This is a genomic window from Brachybacterium hainanense (assembly GCF_042434575.1).
GTDB classification, from domain to species: domain Bacteria; phylum Actinomycetota; class Actinomycetes; order Actinomycetales; family Dermabacteraceae; genus Brachybacterium; species Brachybacterium hainanense.
Genome location: NZ_JBHLSV010000016.1, coordinates 38,805 through 63,697 on the forward strand (window position 1 = coordinate 38,805; position 24,893 = coordinate 63,697).

The window sequence follows — 24,893 nt, forward strand, 5'->3', positions numbered from 1 at the left end:
CGATGGCCGCGACCCTCACCATGACCGACGAGTTCCGCCAAGCCCTGGACCTGCTGCTGGGTGGGTCGAACGTGTTCCTCACCGGCCGTGCCGGCACCGGCAAGTCGACGCTGGTCCGCCTGTTCCTGGAGCGGACGCGGAAGCGGGCCGTGACCGTCGCGCCCACCGGGATCGCGGCCCTGAACGTGCAGGGGTACACGATCCATCGGCTGTTCTCCTTCCCGGCCGGCGTCAGCGAGGAGATGGTGCGCGGTCCCGGCTACTTCCCGGGCCGGTTCGCGAAGACCCTCGCCGAGCTCGACGTGCTCGTCGTCGACGAGGCCTCGATGGTGCGCGCGGACCTGTTCGACGCCCTCGCCGCGGCTCTCGAGCGCTTCGGACCGCAGCCCGGCGAGCCCTTCGGCGGGGTGCAGCTGGTGCTGGTCGGCGACCTGTACCAGCTGCCGCCGGTGGTGCGCGATGCGGAGACGGCGTTCCTCGAGGAGCGCTACGGAAGCCCCTACTTCTCCGCGGCCCGCTCCTTCGACCGGGACGTCTTCCCCGTCCTCGAGCTGACCACGGTGTTCCGCCAGCAGGGCGATGCACGGCTGATCGAGCTGCTGAACCAGGTCCGCGAGGGGACGCTGCTCGAGGAGGCCCGTGCGGAGCTGAACACCCGCACGAACCGGGACTTCGAGCCGCCCGAGGACGAGTTCTGGCTGACCCTCGCGACGACCAACTCGATCGTGAACGGCCGCAACACACGGATGCTGGAGCGGCTCGGGACACCGGTGCGGGCCTTCGCCGCCGACGTCCGCGGCGAGCTCGACGGCTTCGAGCGCCCCACCGAGGCGCAGCTCGAGCTCGCCGAGGGCGCGCAGGTCATGCTGCTCAGCAACGACCCCGGGGACCGCTGGGTGAACGGGTCCCTCGGCCGGATCGCCCGGATCCGGGCCGATGCCGACGGGCCCGTCCTGGACGTGGACCTGCGCGAGGGCGACCGGGTCGAGGTGCGGCCCCACACCTGGGACGTGACGCGGCCGGTCGTGGACGGCGGCGAGCTGCGCCATGAGGTGATCGGGACGTTCACGCAGCTGCCCGTGAAGCTCGCCTGGGCCATCACGATCCACAAGTCGCAGGGGCAGACCCTGGACCGGGTGATCGTCGACCTCACCGGCGGCACCTTCGCGGGCGGTCAGCTGTATGTCGCGCTCTCGCGCTGCACGAGCCTGGCGGGGCTGGTCCTGCGGCGCGACGTGCTGCCGCGGGACCTCAAGACCGATCCTCGGGTGCGGCGCTTCCTCACCGCCTCGATCCCGCCGCGGGATGCGCTGGGCGAGGTGTATCTGAGCGCGCTGATCGTGGGCGAGCGCGGGGACCGGTACCGGCCGCGGCCCGTGGAGATCGCGGTCGCGACCGATGACGGCGACGAGGTCACCACCGTCGTGAACCCCACCATGGATCTGTTCCGGGCGCAGTCGGAGTTCGGGATCACCGCCCGCGACGTGCAGCTCGCGCCGCTGCTGTCCGAGGCATGGCCCGCGCTCTCGCCCCTGCTCGCGGGCCGGGTCCCCGTGGGCGTCGGGATCGACGAGCTGCTGCACGTCATCGACTTCGAGCTCAAGCGCACCGAGCATGTGGAGCCGATGCCGCTGGGCGTGGAGCTGCCCGCCTCTCGCCTCACCATCGCCGAGCGCACGGCCGTGCGCACGGGCACGGCCCTCGACCGCGCCCGTGCGATCCGCGACGCCGCCCTGCGTCTGCGCCGGGAGGACGCCCCGGCCGAGGGGATCGTGGCCGGGGAGGCCGGGATGCTCCCCCTGCTCCCGGGTGCCGACACGACCTTCCCGGTCATCCCTCGCGGCCACGGCTTCCTGCTGGCCCGCACCACCGGTCCCGAGGGGATCGCAGGGCCCACCGGTTTCCTGGTGGGCGGGAACGTCTCCGCGCAGGACGACGCGGCAGGGCTGCTCGCGCAGGAGCTCGAGCGCGCCTGGTCCAGGGTCCTGGACCCCGATCAGGAGGCGGTGGACCGGCTGCGCGCGGCGGAGGCGCACTACGGGATCCGGGTGCTGCCGGAGGACCTGGCCCTCGAGGGCTGCGCGGATCTCTCCTCGCTCCTGCGACCGGGCGCGCGCGTGTGCTTCACCGGCACCGTCCACGATGCCTCCCGCGGCGTCCTCGAGCGGGAGGAGATGGAGTCGATCGCCCGTCGCCACGGCCTGCAGCCGGTCGCGAACGTGACCAAGACCCGGACCGATGTCCTCGTCGTCGCCGAACGCGGTTCCCAGTCGAACAAGGCCAAGGCGGCCGCGAGATGGGGCAAGCCCGTGGTGGCTGCCGAAGAGTTCCTGGCCTGGGCGGGATGACGGGGACGCCGGCGATGTGGGTCTCCCTCGCCCGACTGCTGGGAAAGATCCATCGGACGGTCCCGGCGTCGGGCGAGCATGTCCGAGGAGCTCTCGGCGAGGAGCCCCACAGGATGTCCGCTGCCGGACGGAACAGCGGCGAGCTCGCAGCCGCGGCACGACGGCTCTGGAAGGAGCCCGGCGATGACCTGCGCGTCGCCACCGTGCTGGGAGACCTCGCCCGGATCGACGAGGCCCTCGCCGCCGGGTCCTCGGCGTTCCTGCACGGCGACTGCCACATCCGGACTTCGCGGGCGTCCTTGCTCCGCGGGAGATCCGGCATCTCCGCCGAACGCTGGACGAGCAGCTGGACCGGTGGCGCAGCAGCACATGACCGACCTGAGCCGCGTACCCGGGTCCGAAACCGCTCGGCAACGGAATGGTCACGTGAGGCTCCGGCCCTGGGCGCCTCGGCGGAGCAGTGCCAGCATGACGCGATGAAGGTCATCGATCACCGGTCCGGCACATGGTTCCTCCTGGAGCGCGACGCCGAGCTGCTGCTCGACGTGAACTGCACGCACCACGGCTTCGGCTACAGCGTGCTGATCGCTCTGAACCTGGCAGAGCGGCGGTCCTATCTGCGCCGGGGTCCCGACGCCCTGGACGAGATCGCCTGCGCCGTCGACCGATCCGCTCCCGCTGCGCGCCGAACCGGTTCACGCTACCGGGACCGGGACCTCACCTCCCTCTACGGCCGCGAGGTCTCGCAGGCGGTCTCCGACTGGTGGGCCCACGCGGGGTGACCGGGCTCGGCACGACGGGCACGGCCACGTCGCGTGCCTGGGATGGGAAGAGACAGCCGCGGTGGCGGAGGGGCCGGCGAGGCGGAGTGCGCCCGGAGGGCCATGATGCGTCCCAGGAACATGTCCATGATGTCCATGATGTCCATGATGTACGAGTCTTCCGAACGCACTGTGTCTCCCCGCCCGGAAATTCGCCGTGCACACCGCCCGAGGCGGATCGGCGCGTTCGGCCCGGGTATCGCGCCGGACCGGCCCGTCGGCCGACACCGTGGCCGCCTATCCGCCTATCCGCCTATCCGCGAAGAACGCTCTCGAAGGCCGATGCCGCCGCCTCGACGTCCGCCGCGGTCGTGCCTGCGCCCAGCGTGACGCGCACCGCCGTCTGCGCGACCTCCTGGTCGATGCCGATCGCCGTGAGCACGTGGGAGGGCTCGTCGCTGCCGGCGGCGCAGGCGGAGCCGCTCGAGGCGAGGACGCCGCGCCCCTCGAGGTCCAGCAGGATCGACTCGCCGCTGCGACCGGGGAAGCAGAAGGAGGCATGCGCCGGGTGGCGCCGCGCCGGCTCCGCGGGACCGGTCAGGAAGGCGCCGTCCCAGCAGGCGAGCACGCGGCCGATGAACCGATCCCGCAGCGCCGCCAGGCGCACGGCGGTCTCCTCCCGCTCGGCCTCGGCGAGCTCGAGGGCCGTGGCGAGCGCGACCGCGAAGGCGACGTTCTCGGTGCCAGAGCGCCGACCCGACTCCTGCCCGCCGCCGTGGACAAGGGGCTCGAGCGGCAGGCGCCCGCGGATCATGGCCGCTCCGATGCCCTTGGGGGCGCCCAGCTTGTGCCCGGAGATCGTCAGCGCATCGGCCCCCGGATCCCGCAGCGGAAGATGCCCCGCGGCCTGCACCGCGTCGGTGTGCAGGAGGGCGCCGCAGGAGTGCGCGACCTCGGCGAGGGCGGGCACGTCCGCGACCGCGCCGACCTCGTTGTTCGCGTAGGCCAGGGAGACCAGCGCCGTGTCCGGGCGCAGGACGGCGGCAAGCGCCCGAGGCGTGACGACGCCGTCCGACCCGGGATCCGCGAAGGACACCTCGAAGCCGTGGCGACGCACCAGGAAGTCGACGCTGTCCAGGACGGCCTCGTGCTCGATCGACGAGGTCACCACGTGCCGGGCCCGTCCGGCATCGGCCGCGGCGAGGGCGAGGCCCTTGATCGCGAGATTCGCGCCCTCGGTGCCGCCGCTGGTGAAGATCACGTCGCTGCGACGCACCCCGAGCGCCGTCGCGACGCGGGCGCGGGCATCGGCGAGCCCGGCCGCGGCCGCCTCCCCCGCTGTGTGGTGGCTCGAGGGATTGCCGAAGGTTCCGGTCAGGTAGGGCCAGGCCGCTTCGAGGGCCTCGCGGCGCACGGGCGTGGTCGCCGCCGCGTCCAGGTAGAGCACGGCTCAGGCGTCCCGTCCCGCGTGCACCGCGACGTCGAGCCCCAGATCGAGGCTGCGCACCGAATGGGTGAGCGCGCCCGAGGAGATGACGTCGACGCCGGTGCGGGCGATCGCGCCGACGGTGTCGAGGGTGACGGTGCCGCTGGCCTCGACGATCGCGCGGCCGGCGACGATCCGGACCCCGCGGGCCAGGTCCTCGAGGCTGAAGTTGTCGAGCATGATGACGTCGACCCCGCCCGCGATCACCGGCTCGATCTGCTCGACCCGGTCGACCTCCACCTCGAGCCGCATCGTGTGGCCGAGCCGGGCACGGGCCGTGCGGATCGCCGCGGTGAGGTCCAGGCCCTGCTGCTGCAGCACGGCGAGGTGGTTGTCCTTGGCCATCACCGCGTCCGAGAGCGAGAAGCGGTGGTTCACCCCGCCGCCGGCGGCGACCGCATGGCGTTCGAAGGCGCGCAGCCCGGGCGTGGTCTTCCGGGTGTCGGTGATCCGCGCGCCCGTGCCGGCCACGGCATCGACAAACGCGCGGGTCAGCGTCGCGATCCCGGACATGCGCTGGGTGAAGTTCAGCGCGATCCGCTCCGCCTGCACGACGGCGCGGGCCGGGCCCTCGACCTGTCCGAGCACGTCACCGGCCGCGAAGGAGGTGCCGTCGGCGACGGCCAGCTCGACCTGCACCGTCGGGTCGGTCAGGCGGAACGCAGCCGCGAACACATCGCCGCCGGCGAGGACGCCGGGCTCGCGGGCACGCAGCTCGGCCCGGGCCCGGGCCGAGGCGGGCAGGAAGACCTCGCCGGTCGCATCGCCCCAGGGGGCGTCCTCGACGAGGGCCGCGGAGACGACGCGGTCGATGTGGGCGGGAGTGAGCATGGGGCGGGCCTCCAGGGGACGGGGACGGATCAGGGCCGCCGAAGGTCGGGGCCGGGGCGGGTCCAGCGCTGGTCAGATCCAGCGCTGGTCAGGTCAGGGCAGATCAGGGAGCGGAGGCGGACGCCGGTTCGAGCACCGGCCGACCGGCAGGGACCGATCCTGTGTCCTCGAGCGGCATCGGCTCGGGGCAGGCGGACCATGCCTCGGGAGGAACGACGAGCGCGGGGTCGTCGAGGCGATGGTGGGCGCCGACGGAGCCGGGACGCGCCAGGGCGGCGGCCACCACGCGGCGGCCGAGCTCCAGAAGGTTCCGGTCCTCGGCGGCGGAGCGGGACGTGGGCGCGGGGGCGCACCAGGCCTCGAGGATGCGGGCGGCCTCGGCGAGCTCGGCGCCCGTGCGCATGAGCCCGACCCGCTCCCACATGAGCCGCTGCAGAGCGCGCCGGTCGACCACGGCGGCGCCCCCGACCGGAGGAAGCGACCCGCCTCCGGGGTGAGGATGCGAACCGGATCCCGCGCTCGGCGACGCGGCCGCAGGATTCCCGGACGGGACGGGGGCGAGGTCGGCAAGAGCGGCATCGGCGGCGCGGGGCCCGAAGACGGCGCCCTCGAGCAGGGAGTTCGAGGCGAGGCGGTTCGCCCCGTGGACCCCGGTGCGGGCGCACTCCCCCGCCGCGTACAGGCCCGGGAGCGAGGTGCGGCCCTCGAGGTCGGTGGACACCCCGCCCATCAGGTAGTGGGCGGCGGGCGTCACGGGGATCGGCTCCCGCGCCCAGTCGAGCCCGGCGGCCCGGACCGCCGCGTCGATCGTCGGGAAGCGGCGCGCGAGCCAGGCCGCCCGCTCGCCCGCACCGATGCCCGCGGGCCCGGTCCGGGTCGCGTCCAGCAGCACGGGCCTGCCGCCCTGCCGGGCCATGACCTGCGCGATCTCCCGGGCGACCACGTCGCGCGGCGCGAGCTCGGCGCGGGGATCGACCTCCGGCATGAAGCGGCGGCCATGCTCATCGCGCAGCACGGCTCCCTCCCCGCGCACCGCCTCGGAGATGAGGAATCGGCGCTCCGGCTCGGGCCCGGGCGCGGCGAGCGCCGTGGGGTGGAACTGGTGGAACTCGAGATCGGCGAGGCGTGCTCCGGCGCGGGCGGCCGCGGCGATGCCGTCCCCGGTCGCGACCGCAGGATTCGTGGTGTGGGCGAAGAGCTGGCCGTCCCCGCCGGTGGCGAGCAGGACTGCCCCGGCGCGCAGATCGAGGACCTGCGCGACCGCCGCGGCACCGTCCCCGACGAGCACCTGCGCACCGCGGACCCGGCCGTCGGACACGATCAGGTCGATCAGGGTCGCGTGCTCGCGCACCGGGATCGCGGCGGCGTCGATCGCGGCGAGCAGCGCCTCCTCGATCGCGAGCCCGGTCGCATCGCCGCCGGCGTGGAGGATGCGGGGCCGGGAGTGGGCGCCCTCGAGGCCCAGCAGGACCTCACCCTCCGGGTCCCGATCGACCGCGACGCCCCGGGCGATGAGCTCCGCGATCCGGGCCGGCCCCTCCGTGCAGAGGACCTGCACCGCATCGGCGGAGCACAGCCCCGCGCCGGCGGCGAGGGTGTCCGCGACGTGTGCGACCGGGGAGTCCCCCGGGCCGACGGCCCCGGCGATCCCGCCCTGGGCGTGCCGCGTCGAGCCCTCGGCGAGCGCCCCTTTGGTCACCACGAGCACGCGAGCACCGCCGGCGCTCGCGCGCAGGGCCGCGCTCAGACCGGCGATCCCGGAGCCGATAACCAGCAGGTCCGCATCGGTCACCGGACAGGCCGGGGCGAGGGTATCCGCGGCGCGTCTGCCCCGTCCGGCCTCCCGGGCCCCGACGGCATGCGGGTCGGCGCCCGCTCCCCGGCCGGGCATCTCAGCGACCGGCCGCATCGGCCCCGCGCGCCGCGGCGGCGGAGGACGGCTTCGCCGCGAGCATCCGCTCGAGCGCGAGGCGCGCGGGCTCGGCGACGTCGTCGGTGACGGTGATGCGGTTGATGATCTCGCCGCGCAGCAGGGACTCGAGAGCCCAGGCGAGATATCCGGGGTGGATGCGGTACATCGTCGAGCAGGGGCACACGACCGGGTCCAGGCAGAAGATCGTGTGCTGCGGGTGCTCCGCCGCCAGGCGCTGGACGAGGTTGATCTCCGTGCCGATCGCGAAGGTCGTCGGCTCGGCGGCGCCCTCGATCGCCCGGCGGATGTGGTCGGTGGACCCGGACTCGTCGGCCGCGTCGACCACGGGCATCGGGCATTCGGGGTGGACGATCACGCGCACGCCCGGGTGCTCGGCGCGCGCCCTGTCGATCTGCGCGGTCGTGAAGCGCTTGTGCACGGAGCAGAAGCCGTTCCACAGGATCACCTTCGCCTCCGCGAGGGTCTGCTCGGAGTTGCCGCCGAGCACCTGGCGCGGATTCCACATCGGCATCTGCTCGAGGCCGATCCCCATCGCCTTCGCGGTGTTGCGGCCCAGGTGCTGATCGGGGAAGAACAGCACGCGCCTGCCGCGGGAGAAGGCCCATTCCAGCACCGTCGCCGCGTTCGAGGAGGTGCACACGATCCCGCCATGGCGGCCGCAGAACCCCTTGAGCGCGGCGCTCGAGTTCATGTAGGTCACGGGGATGACCTCGGCGATCCCGTCCTCGTCGACCTCGCCGCCGTAGACCTCCATGAGCTGCTCCCAGGCCTCCTCGACCTGGTCGATGTCCGCCATGTCCGCCATCGAGCAGCCGGCGGCGAGGTTCGGGAGGATCACGGCCTGCTCGGGAGCGGAGAGCAGATCCGCGGTCTCGGCCATGAAGTGCACGCCGCAGAAGATGATCGCCTCCGCCTCGGTGCGGGCCTTCGCGGCGTTCGCGAGCTGGAAGGAGTCGCCCACGTAGTCGACGTGCTGGACGACCTCGTCGCGCTGGTAGAAGTGGCCCAGCACCACGACCCGCTCGCCCAGCTCCGCCTTCGCGGCGCGGATGCGGCGATCCAGCTCCTCGGCGCTCGCCTCGCGGTACTCGGCGGGGATCTCGCCCTGGCGGGGTGCGGTCACGGGGGCGGCGTCGGCCATCGAGGCGCCGGGGCCGTAGCCGCTCTCGCGGGCGTCGACGTCCCAGGGGGCGTCCAGGAGCTGGGTCGAGCACGTGCTGCCGGGGGCGCCGCGGGAGATGTCGCGGATGGTCAGGTCGACCGAGGCGGTGAGGGTCATGACGAGGTCCTTGCGGGTCGGGGCGTGGTGGGTGCGCCGGGTTCAGAGGCCGGTGAGCGGGCCGTTGTCGGCGAGCTCGATCGACTCGTCGTGGCGGTAGAGCTGGGCGGGCCGGTGGCGACCGCCGGTGCGGTACTCGCCGGTGGGGACGAGCCGCCCGGAGGCCTCCACCTGGCGGCGGAAGTTCGCGGGGTCGAGGGGCCGCTGGAGGACGGCCTCGTGGACACCGCGCAGCTCGGCGAGGGTGAAGGTCTCCCCGAGGAACGCGGCGGCGATGCGGGAGTACTCGACCTTGTTGCGCAGGCGCCACAGGGCGTACTCGACGATGAGGGCGTGGTCGAAGGCGAGCGGCGGGAGCTCGTCGGCCACGAACCAGCGGACGTTGAGCGTCTCCCTGCCCGCCTCGGCCTCGGCGGCGCGGACCAGGGCCCAGTAGACGACCGAGACGGTGCGCTCGGCCGCGGTGGGGGCGCGGTCCAGGGAGCCGAAGGCGTAGAGCTGCTCGAGATACCCGGGGGTCAGGTTCGTGGTCTCGCGCAGATTGCGGGCGGCCGATGCCGCGAGCCCCTCGTCGGAGGCCAGCGGTCCGCCCGGCAGCGCCCAAGTCCCCTGGTGAGGGGCGCGGATGCGACGCACGAGCGGGATCCACAGGACGGGCCGATGCGCCGTGGGGTGGGGGCGCAGGGCGAAGATGACCGTCGAGACGGCGAGCGCGATCGGATCGGCCATGGACGGGTCACCTCCAGTTAAAGTCGCGTGGACCTTTACGATGGCGACGACCTTAGGGTCACCGCGACCAGAACTGGAAGATCCCGAGTTAAGGTATGACCGCGGTCACAGCCGGGGTGACTCTAACTCACCCGGCCAGAACGTCGAGCTCCCCGACCGCCGCCTCATCGCGTGAGGCCCTCCAGCCGGTATCCCATGCCGGGCTCGGTGATCAGATGCACCGGGTGCGCCGGGTCCTCCTCGAGCTTGCGCCGCAGCTGCGAGATGTACAGGCGCAGGTAGCCGGTGTCCTCGGCATGTTCGGTGCCCCAGATCGCGGTGAGGATGTCCTGCCTGGTCACGAGCTTCCCTGCCCCCCGGATGAGGATCTCGATGACCTGCCATTCCGTCGGCGTCAGGCGGATGCGCCGGACCCCGTCGGGGCCCTCCCGGCTGACGCTGTGCGCGGCCAGATCGATCGTGACCTCGCCGAGCCGGACCACCGGCGCGGACTCCTCCGCCTGCACGCGACGGGTCAGCGCGCGGATGCGCGCGAGCAGCTCCTCGATCGCGAAGGGCTTGGTGATGTAGTCGTCGGCCCCGGCGTCGAGCGCCTCGACCTTGTCGGCGGCACCGGTCCGGCCGGAGACGACGAGGATGGGCGCCTGCGACCAGCCTCGGATCGCCTCGATCACCGCGACCCCGTCCATCCGCGGCATCCCCAGATCCAGCAGCACGAGATCGGGCCGATGATCGATCGCGGCGGAGATCGCCTCCGCCCCGTCGACCGCGATCGTGATCCGATACCCCTTCGCGGTGAGGGTGATCCGCAGGGCCCGCAGGATCTGCGGGTCGTCGTCGGCGATCAGGATCCGCATGGTCGCTCCGTCCTGTCGGGTGCGAGGGGGAGGGAGATGACCATCGTGAGCCCGCCCCCGGGAGTGTCCTCGGGACGCAGCTCGCCGTGCATCGCCTCGACGAAGCCGCGCGAGAGGGCGAGGCCCAGACCCAGGCCGGTCGTGTTGTCGGTGTCCCCGAGCCTCTGGAAGGGCAGGAAGATGTCCTCGAGCTCGTCCTCGGCGACGCCCGGCCCCCGGTCGATCACGCGGATCTCGAGCCGATCGCCGAAGGTGCTGGTGCCGATGTGGACCGGGACCCCGGCAGGGCTGTGCCGGTGGGCGTTCGCCAGCAGGTTCACGAGGACTCGCTGCAGCAGCACGGGATCCGCGCTCGCGAGGGCCTCGCCGTGCTCGAGCCCGAGCCCCACCTCGTCCGGTCCCAGGTGCAGCTCCTCGAGGGCCGGGGAGATCGCCTCGGCAGGATCGGTGGGGCTCACGCCGATCCTGAGGGCGCCTGCCTGCAGCCGGCTGACATCGAGCAGGTCGGTGACCAGCGCGCCGAGCGCCGCGAGGCTCTCCTCGGCCGTCTCGAGGAGCTCCCGCTCATCGTCCGGCCCGAGCGCGGGACCGGCTTCCCGCAGGCCGCCGACAGCAGCGGCGGCAGCAGCGAGCGGGCGGCGCAGATCATGGCTGAGCGCGGACAGGAGCGCGCCACGGACCCGGTCCGAGGCGGCGATCGGCTCTATCTGCCGTGCGGTCCGCGTGAGGTCCCGGTGCTCCAGGGCGACGGCGAGCTGGGCGGCGACGACCGCGAGAAGGCGCTGCTCGGCTGCGGCGAGGTCGCGCCCGTACAGCTCCATCGCAGCGTGCTCACCCACCGGCACAGCGGCGCTCGGCCCCGCGAGGGACGGGTCGCCGTCGCGGGCGAGCTCCTCTCCCTCGCGCCGGAGCACGATCGCGGACAGCTGGAACGTCTCCCGCGCACGGCCGATGAGCGCCTGCACGGCGCTGTCGCCGCGCAGGACGCTCCCGGCGATGGTCTGGATGAGCTCGGACTCGGCGGCGGCCCGCCGCGCGGCGCGGGCGAGGCGCGCGGCCCGATCCACGACGAGGCTCACGAGCACGGCGATCACGGCGTACAGGATCAGGGAGATGAGGTGGTGCGGCTCGTGGATGTGCACCGTGTACAGCGGCTCGAGGAAGAAGAAGTCCAGGGTGACCCCGGACAGCACAGCGGCGAACAGAGCGGGCCAGACCCCGCCCACGAGCGCGACCACGACGACGAGCAGCTGGTAGCTCAGCACATCCGTCGTGATCGCGGCAGGGCTGCGGGCCATGGCCAGCAGCACGGTCATCGCGGGCCCGCCCAGCAACGCGATCGCGAAGCCTGCGATCCGTCTCTGCGGGGTCAGCGCCCCGGTGAGCGGCGGCAGCGTCGTCCGCCCGCCGGCGGCGGCGTGGTTGACCATGTGCACGTCGATGTCCGCCGATTCGCGCACCACGGTCGCGCCGATCCCCGGCCCGGTCAGAGCCGCGGCGAGGCGCCCGCGGCGGCTCGCGCCGAGGACGAGCTGGGTCGCGTTCACGGAGCGGGCGAACTCCACGAGCGCAGCGGGCACGTCCTCGCCCATCACCTGGTGGTACGTGCCGTTGAGCTCCTCCACGAGAGCGCGCTGCTGGGCGAGGTCCGCAGGATCGCCGCTGCGCAGCCCGTCCTGACCGGTGACGTGGACGGCGAGCAGCTCGCCTCCGGCCGAGCGAGCGGCGATGCGAGCACCGCGCCGGAGCAGGGTCTCCCCCTCGGGCCCGCCGGTGAGCGCGACGACGATGCGCTCCCGCGCCTCCCAGGTGCCTTCGATGCCGTGCTCGTCGCGGTAGCCCTGCAGCGCCTGATCGACCTCGTCGGCCAGCCAGATCAGCGCGAGCTCCCGCAGCGCGGTGAGGTTGCCGAGCCGGAAGTAGTGCGAGAGGGCGGCGTCGATCCGTTCGGGCGGATAGACGAGCCCGCCGCGCAGCCGGTCCCGCAGGGCCTGCGGGGCGAGGTCGACGACCTCGATCTGGTCCGCTCCGCGCAGGAAGCTGTCGGGGACCGTCTCGTGCTGGGGGACGCCCGTGATCTGCTCGACCGCGTCATGCAGGGATTCGATGTGCTGGATGTTGAGGGTGGAGATCACATCGATGCCCGCGTCCAGCAGCTCCTGGACGTCCTGCCAGCGCTTGGGATGGCGGGACGAGGGGGCGTTGGTGTGCGCGAGCTCGTCCACGAGGGCGAGCTCGGGTCGGCGCGCGAGGACGGCGTCGAGGTCCATCTCCTCGAGCGCGACGCCGCGGTGCATGATCCGGGTCCGCGGGACGAGGGGAAGCCCGGCGACCATCGCCGCGGTCGCTGCGCGGCCGTGGGTCTCGACGAAGCCGAGGACGACGTCGCGGCCGTCCTCCCGCAGGCGACGTCCTTCCTCGAGCATCGTGACGGTCTTGCCGACGCCCGGGGCCGCGCCGAGCAGCACCCGCAACCGCCCCCGTCCAGTCATGGTCATTCCTCCGCGTCGTCCAATGCGATGTTGAGCCCGAGCACGTCCACGCGGGACGATCCCAAGTATCCGAGATCCGGGCTCTGCGTGTGGGCCGCGACGAGCCGGCGCACCTCCTCGGCGTCCATGCCGCGGGCCGCGGCGACCCGGGGAACCTGCAGCTGCGCGTATGCGGGGCTGATGTGCGGGTCGAGCCCGGAGGACGAGGCGGTGAGCGCGTCGGCGGGAACCCGGCTCGCAGGAACGCTCTCGAAAGCGGCGATCTCCGCCCGACGCCGCGAGATCTCGGCGACGAGCTCCGGGTTCTCCGGCCCGAGGTTCGACCCGGAGGAGGCGGCCGCATCATAACCGTCCCCGGCCGCGGAGGGCCGCCCCTGGAAGTACCGGGGCAACGGGTCGCCGTCGGCATCGGCGAAGGACTGGCCGATCAGCGCCGAGCCGACGATCTCGCCGTCCGCATCGGCGAGGAGGGATCCGTCCGCCCGGACCGGCAGGGCGAGCTGGCCGAGGCCGGTGATCGCCAGGGGATAGGCGATGCCGAGAAGCAGGGTCAGCAGCGCGGTGGCGCGGGCCGCCGCGCGGAGGGTGCGCAGGTGGGCGCGGGTCGAGGTGATCATGGGAGCCTTCCTGGGGGACGGTGGATCAGAAGCCGGGAATCAGGCGGACCAGCTGGTCGATCACCCAGATCCCGAGGAAGGGGGCGATCACCCCGCCCAGCCCGTAGACGGCGAGGTTGCGCCGCAGGATGCTCGCGGCGCCGCCGGGGCGGTAGCGGACCCCACGCAGCGCGAGCGGGACCAGCGCGAGGATGACGATCGCGTTGAAGATCACCGCGGACAGGACCGCGGACGCCGGCGAGTGCAGGCCCATCACGTTCAGCGCCTCGAGCTGAGGGAGGACGCCGAGGAACATCGCGGGGACGATCGCGAAGTACTTCGCGACGTCGTTCGCGATCGAGAAGGTCGTGAGCGCCCCGCGGGTGATGAGCAGCTGCTTGCCGATGCGGACGATGTCGATCAGCTTGGAGGGGTCCGAATCGAGGTCCACCATGTTGCCGGCCTCCTTCGCCGCCGAGGTGCCCGAGTTCATGGCCACGCCCACGTCCGCCTGTGCGAGCGCCGGAGCATCATTGGTGCCGTCGCCCGTCATCGCGACGAGATGCCCGCCCTCCTGCTCCCGACGGATGTAGGCGAGCTTGTCCTCGGGCGTCGCCTCCGCGAGGTAGTCGTCGACGCCCGCCTCCGCGGCGATGGCCGCAGCGGTCAGCGGATTGTCGCCCGTGATCATCACCGTGCGGATGCCCATCGCGCGCAGCTGTGAGAACTTCGCGGGCAGCCCCTCCTTGACGACGTCCTTGAGGTGGACGACTCCGAGCAGGGTCGCGGTGCCGGAGGAGTCCTTCGTCGCGACCGCGAGCGGGGTCCCGCCGGACTGCGAGATCCGCGCGACCTCGTCCCACAGCTGGGCGAGCAGGTTCTCCGGGAGCAGGGCGCCCTCCTCCTCGGCCCATGCCGCGATCGCGGCGCCCGCGCCCTTGCGGATCCGGCGTCCGTCGGGCAGGTCCAGCCCTGACATGCGGGTCTGCGCGGTGAAGGGGACGATCTCGCCGGGTGCCGCGGCGCCCGGTCGGACGCCCTGCGCCGCGGCGAGCTCGAGGATGGATGCACCCTCGGGGGTGGGATCGGCGAGCGAGGACAGCGCCGCGGCGCCGATCAGCTCCTGCGCCTCGATCCCGCCCAGGGGGACGAAGGCGCTCGCGCGGCGGTTGCCGTAGGTGATCGTGCCGGTCTTGTCGAGCAGGAGGGTGGTCACGTCCCCGGCCGCCTCGACCGCACGGCCGGACATGGCGAGCACGTTGCGCTGCACCAGCCGGTCCATTCCGGCGATCCCGATCGCGGACAGCAGCGCACCGATGGTCGTGGGGATGAGGCAGACCAGGAGCGCGACGAGCACGGCGACGCTCACGGGGGCCGCCGCATGGGAGGCGATCGGGTTCAGGGTCAGCGCGACGACGACGAAGATGATCGACAGCGAGCACAGCAGGATCCCGAGCGCGATCTCGTTGGGGGTCCGCTGCCGGGAGGCGCCCTCGACCAGCGCGATCATGCGGTCCACGAACGTCTCGCCGGGCTTGGAGGTGATCCGCACCACGATCCGGTCCGAGAGCACGCGGGTCCCACCGGTGACGGCGGAGCGGTCCCCGCCGGATTCCCGGACCACCGGCGCGGACTCCCCGGTGATCGCGGACTCGTCGACCGAGGCGATGCCGCGGACGATGTCGCCGTCCCCGGGGATCAGCTCTCCCGCCCGGATGACGACCAGGTCGCCGGGCGCGAGCTCGGACGAGGGCACCGACTCGAGCTCGGCCCGCTCCGCGTCGGGGTCCGCCGCGGGGTCATGGGCGCGGATGCGGGATGCCGTGGTGCTCGTGCGGGTGCGGCGCAGGGTCTGCGCCTGCGCCTTCCCGCGTCCTTCGGCGACGGACTCGGCGAGGTTGGCGAACAGCACGGTCAGCCACAGCCAGACCGCGATCGCACCGGTGAAGGCCCGCGGGACGGGGACGCCGCCGGAATCTGCGGGTCCCCCGAGGAAGGGCTCGGCGATCGCGATGATCGTGGTGAGGGCCGCCCCGGCCCAGACGAGCATCATGACGGGGCTGCGCAGCTGCGTGCGCGGGTCGAGCTTGCGGAGCGCTCCGGGCAGCGCAGCACGGAGCTGCTGCGGACTGAAGGCGCCGCGGTGCGCGGCGGTGGCGGGGCCGGTCTCCGCGGGCCTCGCGTCGGTGCTGGTGGTGGATGCGGACATGGCTCAGATCAGCCCTTCTGCGAGGGGGCCCAGGGCGAGGACGGGGAGGAAGGTCAGGGCGCTGACCAGCACGGCAACCGCGGTCAGCAGGCCCACGAAGGTCGGCGTGTGGGTGGGGAGGGTCCCCGCGGTCGCGGGCACCCGGTCCTGTGCCGCGAGGGATCCTGCCAGCGCGAGCACCAGCACGATCGGAATGAAGCGGCCCAGCAGGATCGTCACGCCGAGCGCCCCGTCGAGCCACGGGGTGCTCGCGGTCAGTCCCGCGAAGGCGGATCCGTTGTTGTTGGCCGCGCTGGTGAAGGCGTACAGCACCTCGGACATGCCGTGGGTACCCGGGTTCAGGATCGAGGTGCCCACCACGCTCTCCCGGATGCCGGGGATCGCGAAGCTGAGGGCGGTGCCGGCGAGCACGAGCGTCGGCATGACGAGGATGCTCAGGGCCGCGAGCGTGATCTCGTGCGGCCCCAGGCGCTTGCCCAGGTACTCCGGGGTGCGGCCGATCAGCAGTCCGGCGAGGAACACGGCGATCACGGCGAGCACGAGGATCCCGTACAGGCCGGAGCCGACGCCGCCGGGCGAGATCTCCCCGAGCATCATGTTCAGCATCGCCATGCCTCCGCCGAGCGCCGTGTACGAGTCGTGCATGGCGTTGACGGCCCCGGTGGATGTGCTCGTGCCGGCGGTGGTGAACAGGGTCGAGCCGACGATCCCGAAACGCTGCTCCTTGCCCTCCATCGCCGCGCCCGCAATCTCCGGGGCGCTGCCGGAGGCCGCGGACTCAACGACCGTGAGGATCGCGAAGGAAGCGGTGAACATGATCGCCATCACGGCGAGGATCGCTCGGCCCTGACGGGGCTCGCCCAGCATCGTGCCGAGAGTCCGGGGCAGCGAGAACGGGATGAGCAGCATGAGCAGCACCTCGACGAGGTTCGTCCAGGCCGCCGGGTTCTCGAAGGGATGCGAGGAGTTCGCGTTGAAGAAGCCTCCGCCGTTGGTGCCCAGGAGCTTGATCGCCTCCTGCGAGGCCACCGGGCCTCCGGGGATCGACTGCTGGCCGCCCGCGAGAGTGCTCACCAGGGTGGGAGCGTGGAGATTCTGGATCACCCCGCCGAACAGGAGCACGACCGCGCCGAGCGCCGCGATCGGCAGCAGGATCCGCAGGATTCCGCGTATCAGATCGACCCAGAAGCTGCCGATGGTGCCGCAGCGACGGTAGGCGAAGCCGCGGACGAGCGCGACGGCGACCGCCATGCCCGTTGCGGCGGAGACGAAGTTCTGGACCGCGAGGCCGGCAGCCTGCACGGTGTACCCGAGGGTGGATTCGGGCGCGTAGGACTGCCAGTTCGTGTTGCCGACGAAGGAAGCCGCCGTGTTGAACGCCAGGTGCTCCGAGGGCGCGTCGAGACCGAGGGAATAGGGCAGGAACGGCTGCAGGCGCTGCATCCCGTAGAGGATCAGCAGACCGATCGCGGAGAAGGCGAGGACGCTGCGCAGATAGGCCTGCCAGGTCTGCTCGGCGGCGGGGTCCACGCCGAGGATCCGATAGATCCCGGTCTCGATCCGGGTGTCCTTCGCCGTCGTGTACACGCGGGCCATGTAGTCGCCCAGGGGGCGGTGCACGAGGCCGAGCACGAGCGCGAGCGTCGTGAGGGAGAGCAGGGCGGGGATCCAGGTCGTCGCGAGCGCATCCATCAGAATCGCTCCGGGGCGACGAGGGCGAGGACGAGATAGCCGACGGCCGCGATGCCGAGAGCCGCGGCGACGAGCTCCACGACGATCACAGCCTTCCCACCGCCCTCCCCAGAAGGCCGAGGACGAGGAACACGGCGATCACGCCGAGCACGGTGACGATGTCGAGCACGGAGGGGCTCCGATCCGAGGAGAGCGCCGACGGGGTCGCCGGCGGCACCGCGGGAGCGGCGCAGAACCCGATGCAACACCCCTCCCGGCCCGGAGGCGGCGATCCTCACGGTTCCCATACGGGCATCCGGGCGACCCTCACGCTCCGCTCACGCCGAGGTGACCCGGTGCGCATGCGAAGCGCCGCCGTCCCGCGCCCTCCGCCCTCATGGCTGTTCCGGACACATCGATGTCCGCCCATCCCCTGGATTCCCGAGCCGGACGGTCCCTAGAGTCGTCGATGAGCGCTCGAGATGTCCGCACCCGAACACGGAAGGGTCGATGATGACCACCCCCACCCGCTCCCCCGAGGAGCTCGCCGAACTCGCCGATGCCTACGACGAGCAGGGATACGTCCTGGTCAAGGGCCTGTTGACCACGGAGGAGGCGGCTGCGTACCGCGAGCGCAGCCACGCCCTGCTGGAGTCCCTGCACCGCGACGACGACCCCACCTGGGGCAGCGCCGCGGAGGCCGCGATGGGTCGCATGACGAGCCTCCAGCACCTCCACGACGCCCAGTTCTACGATGCCGCGTACACCCGTCTGCTCACCGATCCGCGGTTCACGGACGTCGTCGCGGCCGTCCTGCGCACGCCCAACGTGCAGCTGCACCACACGAAGATGTTCGTGAAGCCGCCGGAGAACGGCTCCCCGTTCCCCCCGCACCAGGACCATCCGTTCTTCCCGCACGAGGACCACCGGGTGGGCGCGGCGATCTTCCACTTCGACGACGCGCCCGATGCGAAGGGCTGCGTCCGCATCGCCCCGGGCAGCCACACGGAGGGGCCGCGCGAGCATGACCCGGAGGGCGGCTTCCACCTGCCGGACTTCCCGCAGGAGCAGCTGATCCCGATGGAGGCCGAGGCCGGAGACGTCCTCTTCTTCACGTACCTGACCGTGCACAGCTCCGGCGTGAACGTCTCCGACGAGGCGCGCACCACCTGGCTGGTCCAGTACCGCGACCCGGAGGACACGCTCATCGGGGACGCGCACACGCAGTCGCTGGGCCAGGGCCTCATCCTCGCCGGGACCGATCCGACGGGACGGGCCCACCAGCGGTGACCCGTCCCGCCCTCGCCCCGGTCTCGGCCGCGGCCTTCCTCGTCGACCTCGCCGGGCTCCTCGAGTCCGGCGAGGTCGACGGCGTGGGCGTGGACTTCCTGAGCTGGGGCTTCTACGCGCCGGAATACTGGCGCAACCACCTGCACACCCATTCCTTCGTCGAGGTCTGCCTCGCCTACGCGGGCCGCGGCGTGTTCACCTCCCGCGCGCAGGACCATCCGGTGGGGGCGGGAGACCTGTTCATCGCCCGGCCCGGCGACGTCCATGAGATCGTCTCCAGCCGCGAGGATCCGCTGGGCATCGCCTTCTGGGGCTTCGCGCTTCGATCACGACCTCTCGCGGGCGCACCCTGCGCCGCGCCCGAGGAACCCGCAGCCCCGCCGCCATGGGTGCGCGGACTGCTCGCCGCCGATGCGCCCGCCGTGTCCCGCGACCTCGGCATCCTCCCGGCCGTGGTGGAGGCGCTCGCCCAGGAGGCCGCCGCTCCCCGGTCGGGCTACCGGGCCCGCCTGGCCGCGCTCGGCGAGCTGCTCGTGCTGGAGACCGCGCGAGCCTGCAGCACGGCAGAGGACCTGCAGGTCACAGCCGTGCGCACGGACCGCACGAAGCCCGCGGTCGCCACGATGGAGCGGTACATGGCGGACAATCTCGAGCGCCGCATCGGGGTCGTGCAGATCGCGGAGGCGGCGCATCTGTCCTCGCGGCATGCGGCACGGATCTTCGCGGCCGAGCGCGGGGTCAGCATCATGGGGCGGCTGCGGACGCTGCGGCTCGAGCGCGCCGCGCGGCTGCTGCTCGAGACGGAGGAGCCGGTCGCCCAGATCGCTCGCGCCTGCGGGTACGCAGAGGTGCGCGGGTTCATCACCGCGTTCCGCCGCGAGCACGGCCAGCCGCCCGGTGCCTTCCGCGCCTGCGGCGGCACCCTGCACCTCCCGCGCTGAGACGGTCCGGTGCCCGGCTCAGAAGGCGGGGATCAGCGTGGCGCTGTGCTCCTCCTCGAGGAAGGCGCGCACCGTCTCGCTGGTCATCGCGGCCCGCAGGGCCACGATCCCGGGATCCTCGCGGTTGTCCTCGCGGGCGATCAGGGAGATCGCGAAGCGCTGGTCGACGGTCTCCTCGAGCAGCAGGGCATCGGCCGGGGTGAGGCCGACCTTCGCGATGTAGGTCGGGTAGTTGTAGACGAGGGCGATGTCGTCCTCATCGTAGGCCGAGGACAGGTTCAGCAGGTCGACCTGCACGAACTCGAGGCCGAGGGGGTTCTCGGCGATGTCGGCGACGCGCCCCTCGAAGCCGGCGTCACCGGGGAGGGTCAGCAGCTCGTGCTCGTGGAGGATCGCGAGGGCACGTCCCTCGTTGGACACGTCGTTCGGGATCGCGATCCTCGCGCCCTCGGGGATCTCCTCGACGGTGTCGTAGGCCTTGGAGTAGTAGCCGACCTTCGCGTCGTAGACGGGGGCGAGCTTCACCAGCTGCGCGCCGTTGGCCTCGTTGAAGGCCTGCATGTACGGCTCGTGCTGGGCGAAGTTCGCATCGACCTCGCCGTCGGCCAGCAGTCGGTTGTACTGGACGTTGTCGCTGACCTGGACCAGCTGGATGTCGTAGCCTCCTGCCTCCGGGGCGGTCGCGGCGATCTCGACGACATCGGTCATCGGGGTCATATGGGAGGCGACCTTGATGACGGTCCCGCCGGAGCCGGTGCCCCCGCTCGCGGGACCGCCGCCGATCCCGCAGGCGGCCAGACCCAGCGCGGAGGCGCCGGCGAGCGCCCCGAGGCCGAGGGCCCGTCGGCCGACGGGGCGGGCGGGGACGCCGGTGCGGGACGGGTGGGAGAGGTGCTGCATGGGAACCTGCCTGAGGGGATGACGGGTGCGCGGGATCAGCGGGCCCGGTGGTCGACGGCGCGGGCGAGCATCGTGCCCGCGCCCTGGATGAGCATCACGCACACGACCATGATCCCGATCGTGACGTACATGAGCCCGTACTCGTAGGTCTGGTAGCCGTAGCGGATCGCGAAGTCGCCCACTCCTCCCCCGCCGACCACGCCCATGATCGTCGAGTAGGAGACCAGGGAGATCGTGACCGTGGTGAGGCTGAGCACGAGGCCGGACCGGGCCTCGCGGTAGAGGAAGCGGAGGATCAGCTGTGCGGGGCTCGCCCCGAGGGAGCGGGCGAGCTCGACGGTCTGCTCGGGCACGTCCAGCAGGGTCTGCTCGACGAGGCGCGCGTACAGGGCGGCGGCGACGAAGGCGAGGGGGACGGAGGCCGCGGTCGTGCCGAAGGAGGTGCCCACCACGAAGCGGGTGAACGGGATCAGCGCGACGACGAACAGCAGGAACGGCACGGAGCGGACCACGTTGACGTAGGCGTTCAGGGCGGCGTGCAGGCCGCGACGGGGGAAGGGACCGCCGGGGCGGGAGAGGTAGAGGAGGGTGCCCATCGGCAGCCCCACGAGCAGCGCGGCGAGCAGGGCATTGCCGAGCATGTATCCGGTCTCCAGGATCGCCAGGAGCATCTCGCCGCGATGCTCGGCGAGCGAGGCCAGCAGCGCGGTCATGCGAGGTACCGGGCGGCGCGCTCGGCGTAGCTGCCGGCCTGCTCGCACTCGGGCGGCGGGGTGATCGCGGTGAGCGCGGCCAGGCGGCCGTCCTCGAGGACGACGGCCCGGTCGCAGGATCCCTTGACCACGTCGAGCTCGTGGCTGACCAGCACGATCGTGGTGCCGAACTCGGCGCGGACCTGTCGCAGGGTCTCCATGACCTCCGCGGTGCGGCCGCCGTCGAGGGCGGAGGTCGGCTCGTCGCACAGCAGGACGCGCGGGCGGGTGACGAGCGCGCGGGCGATCGCGACGCGCTGCTTCTGCCCGCCGGAGAGCTGCGCGGGGTGCCGGCCCCGGTGATCGGCCATCCGCACGAAGTCGAGCATCTCCTCGACGCGGCGCGGATCGTGCTCGCGCTGCAGGACCAGGGGCATGGCGACGTTCTGGGCGACGGTCGCGTTGCCGAGCAGGTTGAACTGCTGGAAGACCATGCCGATGCCGCGGCGGCGCCGGCGCCGCTCCCGCGGCCGCAGGCGCGAGAGGTCCTCGCCGGCCACGAGCACGGTGCCGGAGCTCGGCCTCTCCAGACCGTTCACGAGCCGCAGCAGCGTCGACTTGCCGGAACCGCTCTCGCCGACGACCCCGAACATCTCGCCGGCAGCGATCTCCAGGTCGATACCGGCGAGCGCGGTCACCGCGGCGCGACCCTGCGGGAAGGTCTTGGTGACGTGGTGGAACTCGATCATCGGCTCTCTGGGGCAGCGGCGGAGGGGCAGGCGCTTCGAGCCTAGGTCAGCGCCGGGGCCGATGGGCTATGCCCTCGCTCACGCCGGGTCGGCGAGCGCGACCTCCGGGCCGGCGCCGCCGTCGACCCCGGCGGTGAGCAGCTTGGAGACGGGGCAGCGCCGATGGGCCGCATCGAGCATCTCGACGGCGATCTCGCGCGGCAGCTCCTCGATGCGCGCGAGGGCCCGCGGCCGGAAGCGGAGGCCCCCCGCAGGGTCGCGGTGCAGGGACACCTCGACCTCGACGCGGCTGCGCACGGCGTGCCCGTTCTCGCGCAGGACGACCTCGAGGGTCGCGGCGAGGCACGTGCTCCATGCCGCCGCGAGCAGCTGCTCGGGGTTGAGGCCCTCCGCACGAGGACGCGGCCCGCCGGTCGGCAGCACCTCGAGGGCCGCGGGTCCGTCATGGATGCGGACCTGCCCGGCGGTGCCGCCGATGTTCTCCGCGCGGGCGGTGTAGAGGGACCGGTCGGGACGGGACGCGGGATCAGGCATACGGCCAGAGTAGGCGTGCGCCCGGCCACCCGGTGTGCGGTCGCGGACCCGACGCAGCACGACACCCATGTGGCGCAGATCACTTTCGAGCGCCGTGAGGAATCCGCCCGCCACGACGTCCTTCCCCTGTCCGACCCCGAAGCCCGGCCACCCCGGGCGCCGACGAAGGAGAAGCCATGAGCGAGACCACCATCCCGCAGACCGGTCAGCAGAAGGAGCGCGCCCGCGAGGCCGCGGCGCAGAAGGAGACGACGCCGGAGGAGAAGGGCGAGCAGCGCGTGCCGCGCGGTCCCCTCCAGACCAGCCGCGGCATCACGACCCTCGACGAGGTCGTCGTCGCGAAGATCGCCGGGATCGCCGCCCGCGAGGTCCCCGGCGTGTACGACCTCGGCAACGCCGCACGGCGCGCCTTCAGCGCCATCACCGACCGCATCCCCAACGCGCAGACGAACGTCACCGGGGGCATCGGCGTCGAGAAGGGCGAGACCCAGACCGCCATCGACGTGACCGTCGTCGTCGAGTACGGCGCGTCGATCGTCGAGGTCGGCAATGCGATCCGCCGCAACATCATCGAGCAGGTCGAGGGGACCACCGGCCTCGAGGTCATCGAGGTCGACATCAACGTCGTCGACGTGCACCTCCCGCAGGACGACGACGCCGCCGACCCCGCCGCCGGCTCCACCGACCTGAAGTGACCGCTCCCCGGGGGCGGGCACCGGCCCACTCCCGGGGACCCACGTTCCGAGGAGATCCCATGAGGACATCCCATCTCTGCCTGCTCGTCGGCCTGCTGCTGGGGGCCGCGCTCGCCTTCGGCACCTTCAGCCAGTTCTTCCTCGTGCTGGTGTTCGCGGCGATCGGCCTCGCCGTCGGCATGGTGCTCGAGGGGCGGATCGACATCCAGGGCATCACCGACCGGCGGAGGCGCTGAGGATGGACCGTCTCGACCCGTCCGCACCCCCGGGGCCTGCGCCCGGCGGCCCGCACGGCGCAGGGACCACGCGGATCCCCGCGAGCGTGGTGGCGCGGATCGCCGCGCAGGCCGCACGGGAGGTCCCGGGCATCGGCTCCGGGGCCGGTGGGGTCCTCGGCATCGGGGCCCGCCGGGATTTCGACTCACCGCCCTCCGCGTCCTGCGACCTCTACGGGGCGAGCGCCGTGATCCGGCTCGACGTCGGCATGGCCTTCCCCGCGGCCCTGCACCAGGTCGCCGCCATGCTGCATGATCACGTCGTCGCACGCGTCGCACAGCTGACCGGCTTCGAGGTCGGCCGGCTCGACATCGACATCACCTGGTTGAATCCCGAGCACACCGGACGGAGGCAGCTGCGATGAGATCGTCCCCGACGCCTCTGGTGCACCGCCCCGCGCGGAAGCCCGCCGCTGCCCTGCTCGGCGGCGCATGGCTGGTCGGCGGTCTCGGCGGCGCCTGGCTGCTCATCACCCGTATGACGACCGGCGCCTGGCCCGAGCAGGCCGCCGCACCGATCGCCGCGCTCGCCGAGCGGAGCATCGGCTCCCCCGCGGTCGCAGCCGCCTCGGCGCTCGCCGCAGCGGTCGGACTGCTCCTGATGCTGCTCGCCGTCCTCCCCGGCCCGCGGGATGGACGCCAGATGCTGGCGGACGAGGTGCCGGGGGTGACCGCGATCCCTCACGCCGACCTCGCCCGGCATCTGCGGGCGCGCCTCGTGCAGGTCGACGGGGTCCACTCCGCCCGCGTCCGCGTCGTCCCCTCGCGCGCGCGCCTCGACATCCGCACCGAGGTCGAGGACGTCGACCAGGTGCGTTCCGAGGTCCGGGCAGCCGCCGAGGCGGCGATCGCCGAGCTCGGCCCGTCCCCCGCCCCGCGGCTGCGCATCCGTGTGCGCGGGGCCCGCTGAGATCCTCGAGGACAGGAGGTCCGATCATGCCCACCACCCCTGCCGCCGGGAACCGCGTCGTGCTCGGCACGGCCGGGATCCTGCTGATCCTCGGCGCCGCCGTCGCGACCGCGGACCGGCTCGGGGCGACGGACGCGCTTCCGGCGCAGCTCCGCCCCGGTATCCCGCACCGGGACACCGTGATCGCCGACATCGCCGCGGCGCACCAGAGCTGGCTGCTGCCCGCGGCAGCGGCTCTCGCGCTCCTCGCCGTGCTCCTCGGAGCCCTCCTGCTGCGCGCACAGCTCCCCGCGCGCCGTACGAGCGCCCGACTGCAGATCAGCGACCCCGAGGGCCGATCGCTCGCCTCCCTCGAGCCGGCCGTCCTCGAGCACGCCCTCGAGGATCGCCTCGAAGGCGTCCCGGGGATCCGCAGGGTCGACGTGCGGGCCTCGGGCTCCGTGCGGGAGCTCCGGCTGCGGGCGGTCCTGGAGACCGCGCCGGATGCCGAGCTCCGCCGGTGCGTGCCGCGGACCCGGCAGATCCTCCACGAGGACTCCGCTCTCGCGCTCGGCACCGCCCCGCGCGCCGTCGACGTCCTCGTCCGCGTCGCTCCTGCCGCTCCTCGACGCCGCGATGCCTCTCTCGTCCCCGGCGTCCCCGGCTCGGCCCACGGCGCTCCCGCCCGTGAGCACGAGGTCGCGCCCATGCCCGCCCGGGAAGGCTCCTGAGGCGC

At 72.8% G+C, this 24,893-nt stretch carries 25 protein-coding genes; 9 read left to right on the forward strand and 16 right to left on the reverse strand.

Going from position 1 to position 24,893, the window contains the following annotated elements; all coding sequences use genetic code 11:
- Positions 1–2: 2 nt before the first annotated feature.
- Both ACFFF6_RS13105 and ACFFF6_RS13110 read left to right on the forward strand, forming a co-directional pair.
- Positions 3–2,348, forward strand: a complete 2,346-nt coding sequence (locus ACFFF6_RS13105) for an AAA family ATPase (protein WP_376981418.1) — start codon at positions 3–5, stop codon at positions 2,346–2,348.
- Between the two features lie 476 nt (positions 2,349–2,824).
- A complete protein-coding gene (locus ACFFF6_RS13110; protein ID WP_376981420.1) occupies positions 2,825–3,130 on the forward strand; it encodes a hypothetical protein in 306 nt (101 codons plus the stop codon).
- Positions 3,131–3,422: 292 nt separating this feature from the next.
- On the opposite strand, the gene ACFFF6_RS13115 is transcribed toward ACFFF6_RS13110, so the two are convergent.
- From ACFFF6_RS13115 to ACFFF6_RS13170, 12 genes are all read right to left on the reverse strand, one after another.
- The gene (locus ACFFF6_RS13115; protein WP_376981422.1) at positions 3,423–4,556 is read right to left on the reverse strand and encodes a cysteine desulfurase family protein; all 1,134 of its coding nucleotides are present in this window, start codon (positions 4,554–4,556) and stop codon (positions 3,423–3,425) included.
- Positions 4,557–4,559: 3 nt separating this feature from the next.
- Positions 4,560–5,426 carry a carboxylating nicotinate-nucleotide diphosphorylase gene (gene nadC, locus ACFFF6_RS13120; protein ID WP_376981424.1) on the reverse strand — a complete coding sequence of 289 codons (867 nt, stop codon included), beginning with the start codon at positions 5,424–5,426 and terminating at the stop codon, positions 4,560–4,562.
- Between the two features lie 103 nt (positions 5,427–5,529).
- Positions 5,530–7,218, reverse strand: a complete 1,689-nt coding sequence (gene nadB, locus ACFFF6_RS13125; protein ID WP_376981426.1) for an L-aspartate oxidase — start codon at positions 7,216–7,218, stop codon at positions 5,530–5,532.
- 100 nt (positions 7,219–7,318) lie between these two features.
- The gene (gene nadA, locus ACFFF6_RS13130; RefSeq protein ID WP_376981428.1) at positions 7,319–8,638 is read right to left on the reverse strand and encodes a quinolinate synthase NadA; all 1,320 of its coding nucleotides are present in this window, start codon (positions 8,636–8,638) and stop codon (positions 7,319–7,321) included.
- Between the two features lie 42 nt (positions 8,639–8,680).
- Positions 8,681–9,367, reverse strand: a complete 687-nt coding sequence (locus ACFFF6_RS13135) for an NUDIX hydrolase (RefSeq protein ID WP_376981429.1) — start codon at positions 9,365–9,367, stop codon at positions 8,681–8,683.
- Positions 9,368–9,531: 164 nt separating this feature from the next.
- Complete coding sequence (locus ACFFF6_RS13140; protein ID WP_376981431.1) at positions 9,532–10,224, reverse strand: response regulator transcription factor; 693 nt, start codon at positions 10,222–10,224, stop codon at positions 9,532–9,534.
- Positions 10,212–12,716 carry a sensor histidine kinase gene (locus ACFFF6_RS13145; RefSeq protein ID WP_376981433.1) on the reverse strand — a complete coding sequence of 835 codons (2,505 nt, stop codon included), beginning with the start codon at positions 12,714–12,716 and terminating at the stop codon, positions 10,212–10,214. Before ACFFF6_RS13145 ends, ACFFF6_RS13140 begins: the two co-directional genes overlap by 13 nt.
- Positions 12,717–12,718: 2 nt before the next feature.
- Positions 12,719–13,333 carry a potassium-transporting ATPase subunit KdpC gene (gene kdpC / locus ACFFF6_RS13150; RefSeq protein WP_376981435.1) on the reverse strand — a complete coding sequence of 205 codons (615 nt, stop codon included), beginning with the start codon at positions 13,331–13,333 and terminating at the stop codon, positions 12,719–12,721.
- 25 nt (positions 13,334–13,358) lie between these two features.
- Positions 13,359–15,521, reverse strand: coding sequence for a potassium-transporting ATPase subunit KdpB (gene kdpB, locus ACFFF6_RS13155; RefSeq protein WP_376981437.1), 2,163 nt, complete (start codon positions 15,519–15,521; stop codon positions 13,359–13,361).
- 3 nt (positions 15,522–15,524) lie between these two features.
- Entirely contained in the window at positions 15,525–17,213 is a 1,689-nt protein-coding gene (gene kdpA, locus ACFFF6_RS13160; RefSeq protein WP_376981439.1) for a potassium-transporting ATPase subunit KdpA, read from the reverse strand.
- Positions 17,213–17,302 (reverse strand): potassium-transporting ATPase subunit F, encoded by a 90-nt coding sequence (locus ACFFF6_RS13165; RefSeq protein ID WP_376981441.1) that lies wholly within the window; start codon positions 17,300–17,302, stop codon positions 17,213–17,215. Before ACFFF6_RS13165 ends, kdpA begins: the two co-directional genes overlap by 1 nt.
- On the reverse strand, positions 17,299–17,430 hold the full coding sequence (locus ACFFF6_RS13170; protein WP_376981443.1) for a hypothetical protein: 132 nt from the start codon (positions 17,428–17,430) through the stop codon (positions 17,299–17,301). Before ACFFF6_RS13170 ends, ACFFF6_RS13165 begins: the two co-directional genes overlap by 4 nt.
- A 275-nt stretch (positions 17,431–17,705) precedes the next feature.
- On the opposite strand from ACFFF6_RS13170, the gene ACFFF6_RS13175 reads away from it, so the two are divergent.
- Positions 17,706–18,482, forward strand: coding sequence for a phytanoyl-CoA dioxygenase family protein (locus ACFFF6_RS13175; protein WP_376981445.1), 777 nt, complete (start codon positions 17,706–17,708; stop codon positions 18,480–18,482).
- Positions 18,479–19,423 carry an AraC family transcriptional regulator gene (locus ACFFF6_RS13180; protein ID WP_376981447.1) on the forward strand — a complete coding sequence of 315 codons (945 nt, stop codon included), beginning with the start codon at positions 18,479–18,481 and terminating at the stop codon, positions 19,421–19,423. The genes ACFFF6_RS13175 and ACFFF6_RS13180 overlap by 4 nt, the downstream gene beginning before the upstream one ends.
- A gap of 18 nt (positions 19,424–19,441) precedes the next feature.
- Here the strand turns inward: ACFFF6_RS13180 and ACFFF6_RS13185 are convergent, their stop codons facing one another.
- The 4 genes from ACFFF6_RS13185 to ACFFF6_RS13200 all read right to left on the reverse strand — a co-directional run bounded on the left by ACFFF6_RS13185 (position 19,442) and on the right by ACFFF6_RS13200 (position 22,298).
- The gene (locus ACFFF6_RS13185) at positions 19,442–20,323 is read right to left on the reverse strand and encodes a MetQ/NlpA family ABC transporter substrate-binding protein (protein ID WP_376981448.1); all 882 of its coding nucleotides are present in this window, start codon (positions 20,321–20,323) and stop codon (positions 19,442–19,444) included.
- A gap of 35 nt (positions 20,324–20,358) precedes the next feature.
- Complete coding sequence (locus ACFFF6_RS13190; RefSeq protein WP_376981450.1) at positions 20,359–21,036, reverse strand: methionine ABC transporter permease; 678 nt, start codon at positions 21,034–21,036, stop codon at positions 20,359–20,361.
- Positions 21,033–21,764 carry a methionine ABC transporter ATP-binding protein gene (locus tag ACFFF6_RS13195; RefSeq protein WP_376981453.1) on the reverse strand — a complete coding sequence of 244 codons (732 nt, stop codon included), beginning with the start codon at positions 21,762–21,764 and terminating at the stop codon, positions 21,033–21,035. Before ACFFF6_RS13195 ends, ACFFF6_RS13190 begins: the two co-directional genes overlap by 4 nt.
- Positions 21,765–21,842: 78 nt before the next feature.
- A complete protein-coding gene (locus ACFFF6_RS13200) occupies positions 21,843–22,298 on the reverse strand; it encodes an OsmC family protein (RefSeq protein WP_376981455.1) in 456 nt (151 codons plus the stop codon).
- Between the two features lie 176 nt (positions 22,299–22,474).
- Here ACFFF6_RS13200 and ACFFF6_RS13205 point away from each other — a divergent pair, with 176 nt between their 5' ends.
- The 5 genes from ACFFF6_RS13205 to ACFFF6_RS13225 are packed head-to-tail and all read left to right on the forward strand — an operon-like array spanning position 22,475 to position 24,888.
- Positions 22,475–22,993: an Asp23/Gls24 family envelope stress response protein gene (locus ACFFF6_RS13205; protein ID WP_376981457.1), complete on the forward strand. Its 519-nt coding sequence runs from the start codon at positions 22,475–22,477 to the stop codon at positions 22,991–22,993.
- A gap of 59 nt (positions 22,994–23,052) precedes the next feature.
- Positions 23,053–23,229 carry a hypothetical protein gene (locus tag ACFFF6_RS13210; RefSeq protein WP_376981459.1) on the forward strand — a complete coding sequence of 59 codons (177 nt, stop codon included), beginning with the start codon at positions 23,053–23,055 and terminating at the stop codon, positions 23,227–23,229.
- A 2-nt stretch (positions 23,230–23,231) separates the two neighbouring features.
- Positions 23,232–23,633 (forward strand): Asp23/Gls24 family envelope stress response protein, encoded by a 402-nt coding sequence (locus ACFFF6_RS13215; protein WP_376981461.1) that lies wholly within the window; start codon positions 23,232–23,234, stop codon positions 23,631–23,633.
- Positions 23,630–24,178: a DUF6286 domain-containing protein gene (locus ACFFF6_RS13220; protein ID WP_376981463.1), complete on the forward strand. Its 549-nt coding sequence runs from the start codon at positions 23,630–23,632 to the stop codon at positions 24,176–24,178. The genes ACFFF6_RS13215 and ACFFF6_RS13220 overlap by 4 nt, the downstream gene beginning before the upstream one ends.
- 26 nt (positions 24,179–24,204) lie before the next feature.
- Positions 24,205–24,888 (forward strand): hypothetical protein, encoded by a 684-nt coding sequence (locus ACFFF6_RS13225; protein WP_376981465.1) that lies wholly within the window; start codon positions 24,205–24,207, stop codon positions 24,886–24,888.
- The last annotated feature ends 5 nt before the right edge of the window (positions 24,889–24,893 follow it).

Excerpts from the sequence above, each read along its gene's own strand:
- ACFFF6_RS13110 (WP_376981420.1), top strand. The coding sequence starts at position 2,825 with ATGAAGGTCATCGATCACCGGTCCGGCACATGGTTCCTCCTGGAGCGC.
- ACFFF6_RS13135 (WP_376981429.1), bottom strand. The coding sequence starts at position 9,367 with ATGGCCGATCCGATCGCGCTCGCCGTCTCGACGGTCATCTTCGCCCTG.
- kdpC (WP_376981435.1), bottom strand. The coding sequence starts at position 13,333 with ATGATCACCTCGACCCGCGCCCACCTGCGCACCCTCCGCGCGGCGGCC.
- ACFFF6_RS13225 (WP_376981465.1), top strand. The coding sequence starts at position 24,205 with ATGCCCACCACCCCTGCCGCCGGGAACCGCGTCGTGCTCGGCACGGCC.
- ACFFF6_RS13205 (WP_376981457.1), top strand. The coding sequence starts at position 22,475 with ATGAGCGAGACCACCATCCCGCAGACCGGTCAGCAGAAGGAGCGCGCC.
- ACFFF6_RS13195 (WP_376981453.1), bottom strand. The coding sequence starts at position 21,764 with ATGATCGAGTTCCACCACGTCACCAAGACCTTCCCGCAGGGTCGCGCC.
- kdpB (WP_376981437.1), bottom strand. The coding sequence starts at position 15,521 with ATGTCCGCATCCACCACCAGCACCGACGCGAGGCCCGCGGAGACCGGC.
- ACFFF6_RS13190 (WP_376981450.1), bottom strand. The coding sequence starts at position 21,036 with ATGACCGCGCTGCTGGCCTCGCTCGCCGAGCATCGCGGCGAGATGCTC.
- kdpA (WP_376981439.1), bottom strand. The coding sequence starts at position 17,213 with ATGGATGCGCTCGCGACGACCTGGATCCCCGCCCTGCTCTCCCTCACG.
- ACFFF6_RS13210 (WP_376981459.1), top strand. The coding sequence starts at position 23,053 with ATGAGGACATCCCATCTCTGCCTGCTCGTCGGCCTGCTGCTGGGGGCC.
- ACFFF6_RS13145 (WP_376981433.1), bottom strand. The coding sequence starts at position 12,716 with ATGACTGGACGGGGGCGGTTGCGGGTGCTGCTCGGCGCGGCCCCGGGC.
- ACFFF6_RS13200 (WP_376981455.1), bottom strand. The coding sequence starts at position 22,298 with ATGCCTGATCCCGCGTCCCGTCCCGACCGGTCCCTCTACACCGCCCGC.
- ACFFF6_RS13220 (WP_376981463.1), top strand. The coding sequence starts at position 23,630 with ATGAGATCGTCCCCGACGCCTCTGGTGCACCGCCCCGCGCGGAAGCCC.
- ACFFF6_RS13105 (WP_376981418.1), top strand. The coding sequence starts at position 3 with ATGGCCGCGACCCTCACCATGACCGACGAGTTCCGCCAAGCCCTGGAC.
- nadC (WP_376981424.1), bottom strand. The coding sequence starts at position 5,426 with ATGCTCACTCCCGCCCACATCGACCGCGTCGTCTCCGCGGCCCTCGTC.
- ACFFF6_RS13185 (WP_376981448.1), bottom strand. The coding sequence starts at position 20,323 with ATGCAGCACCTCTCCCACCCGTCCCGCACCGGCGTCCCCGCCCGCCCC.
- ACFFF6_RS13215 (WP_376981461.1), top strand. The coding sequence starts at position 23,232 with ATGGACCGTCTCGACCCGTCCGCACCCCCGGGGCCTGCGCCCGGCGGC.
- ACFFF6_RS13140 (WP_376981431.1), bottom strand. The coding sequence starts at position 10,224 with ATGCGGATCCTGATCGCCGACGACGACCCGCAGATCCTGCGGGCCCTG.
- nadA (WP_376981428.1), bottom strand. The coding sequence starts at position 8,638 with ATGACCCTCACCGCCTCGGTCGACCTGACCATCCGCGACATCTCCCGC.
- ACFFF6_RS13175 (WP_376981445.1), top strand. The coding sequence starts at position 17,706 with ATGACCACCCCCACCCGCTCCCCCGAGGAGCTCGCCGAACTCGCCGAT.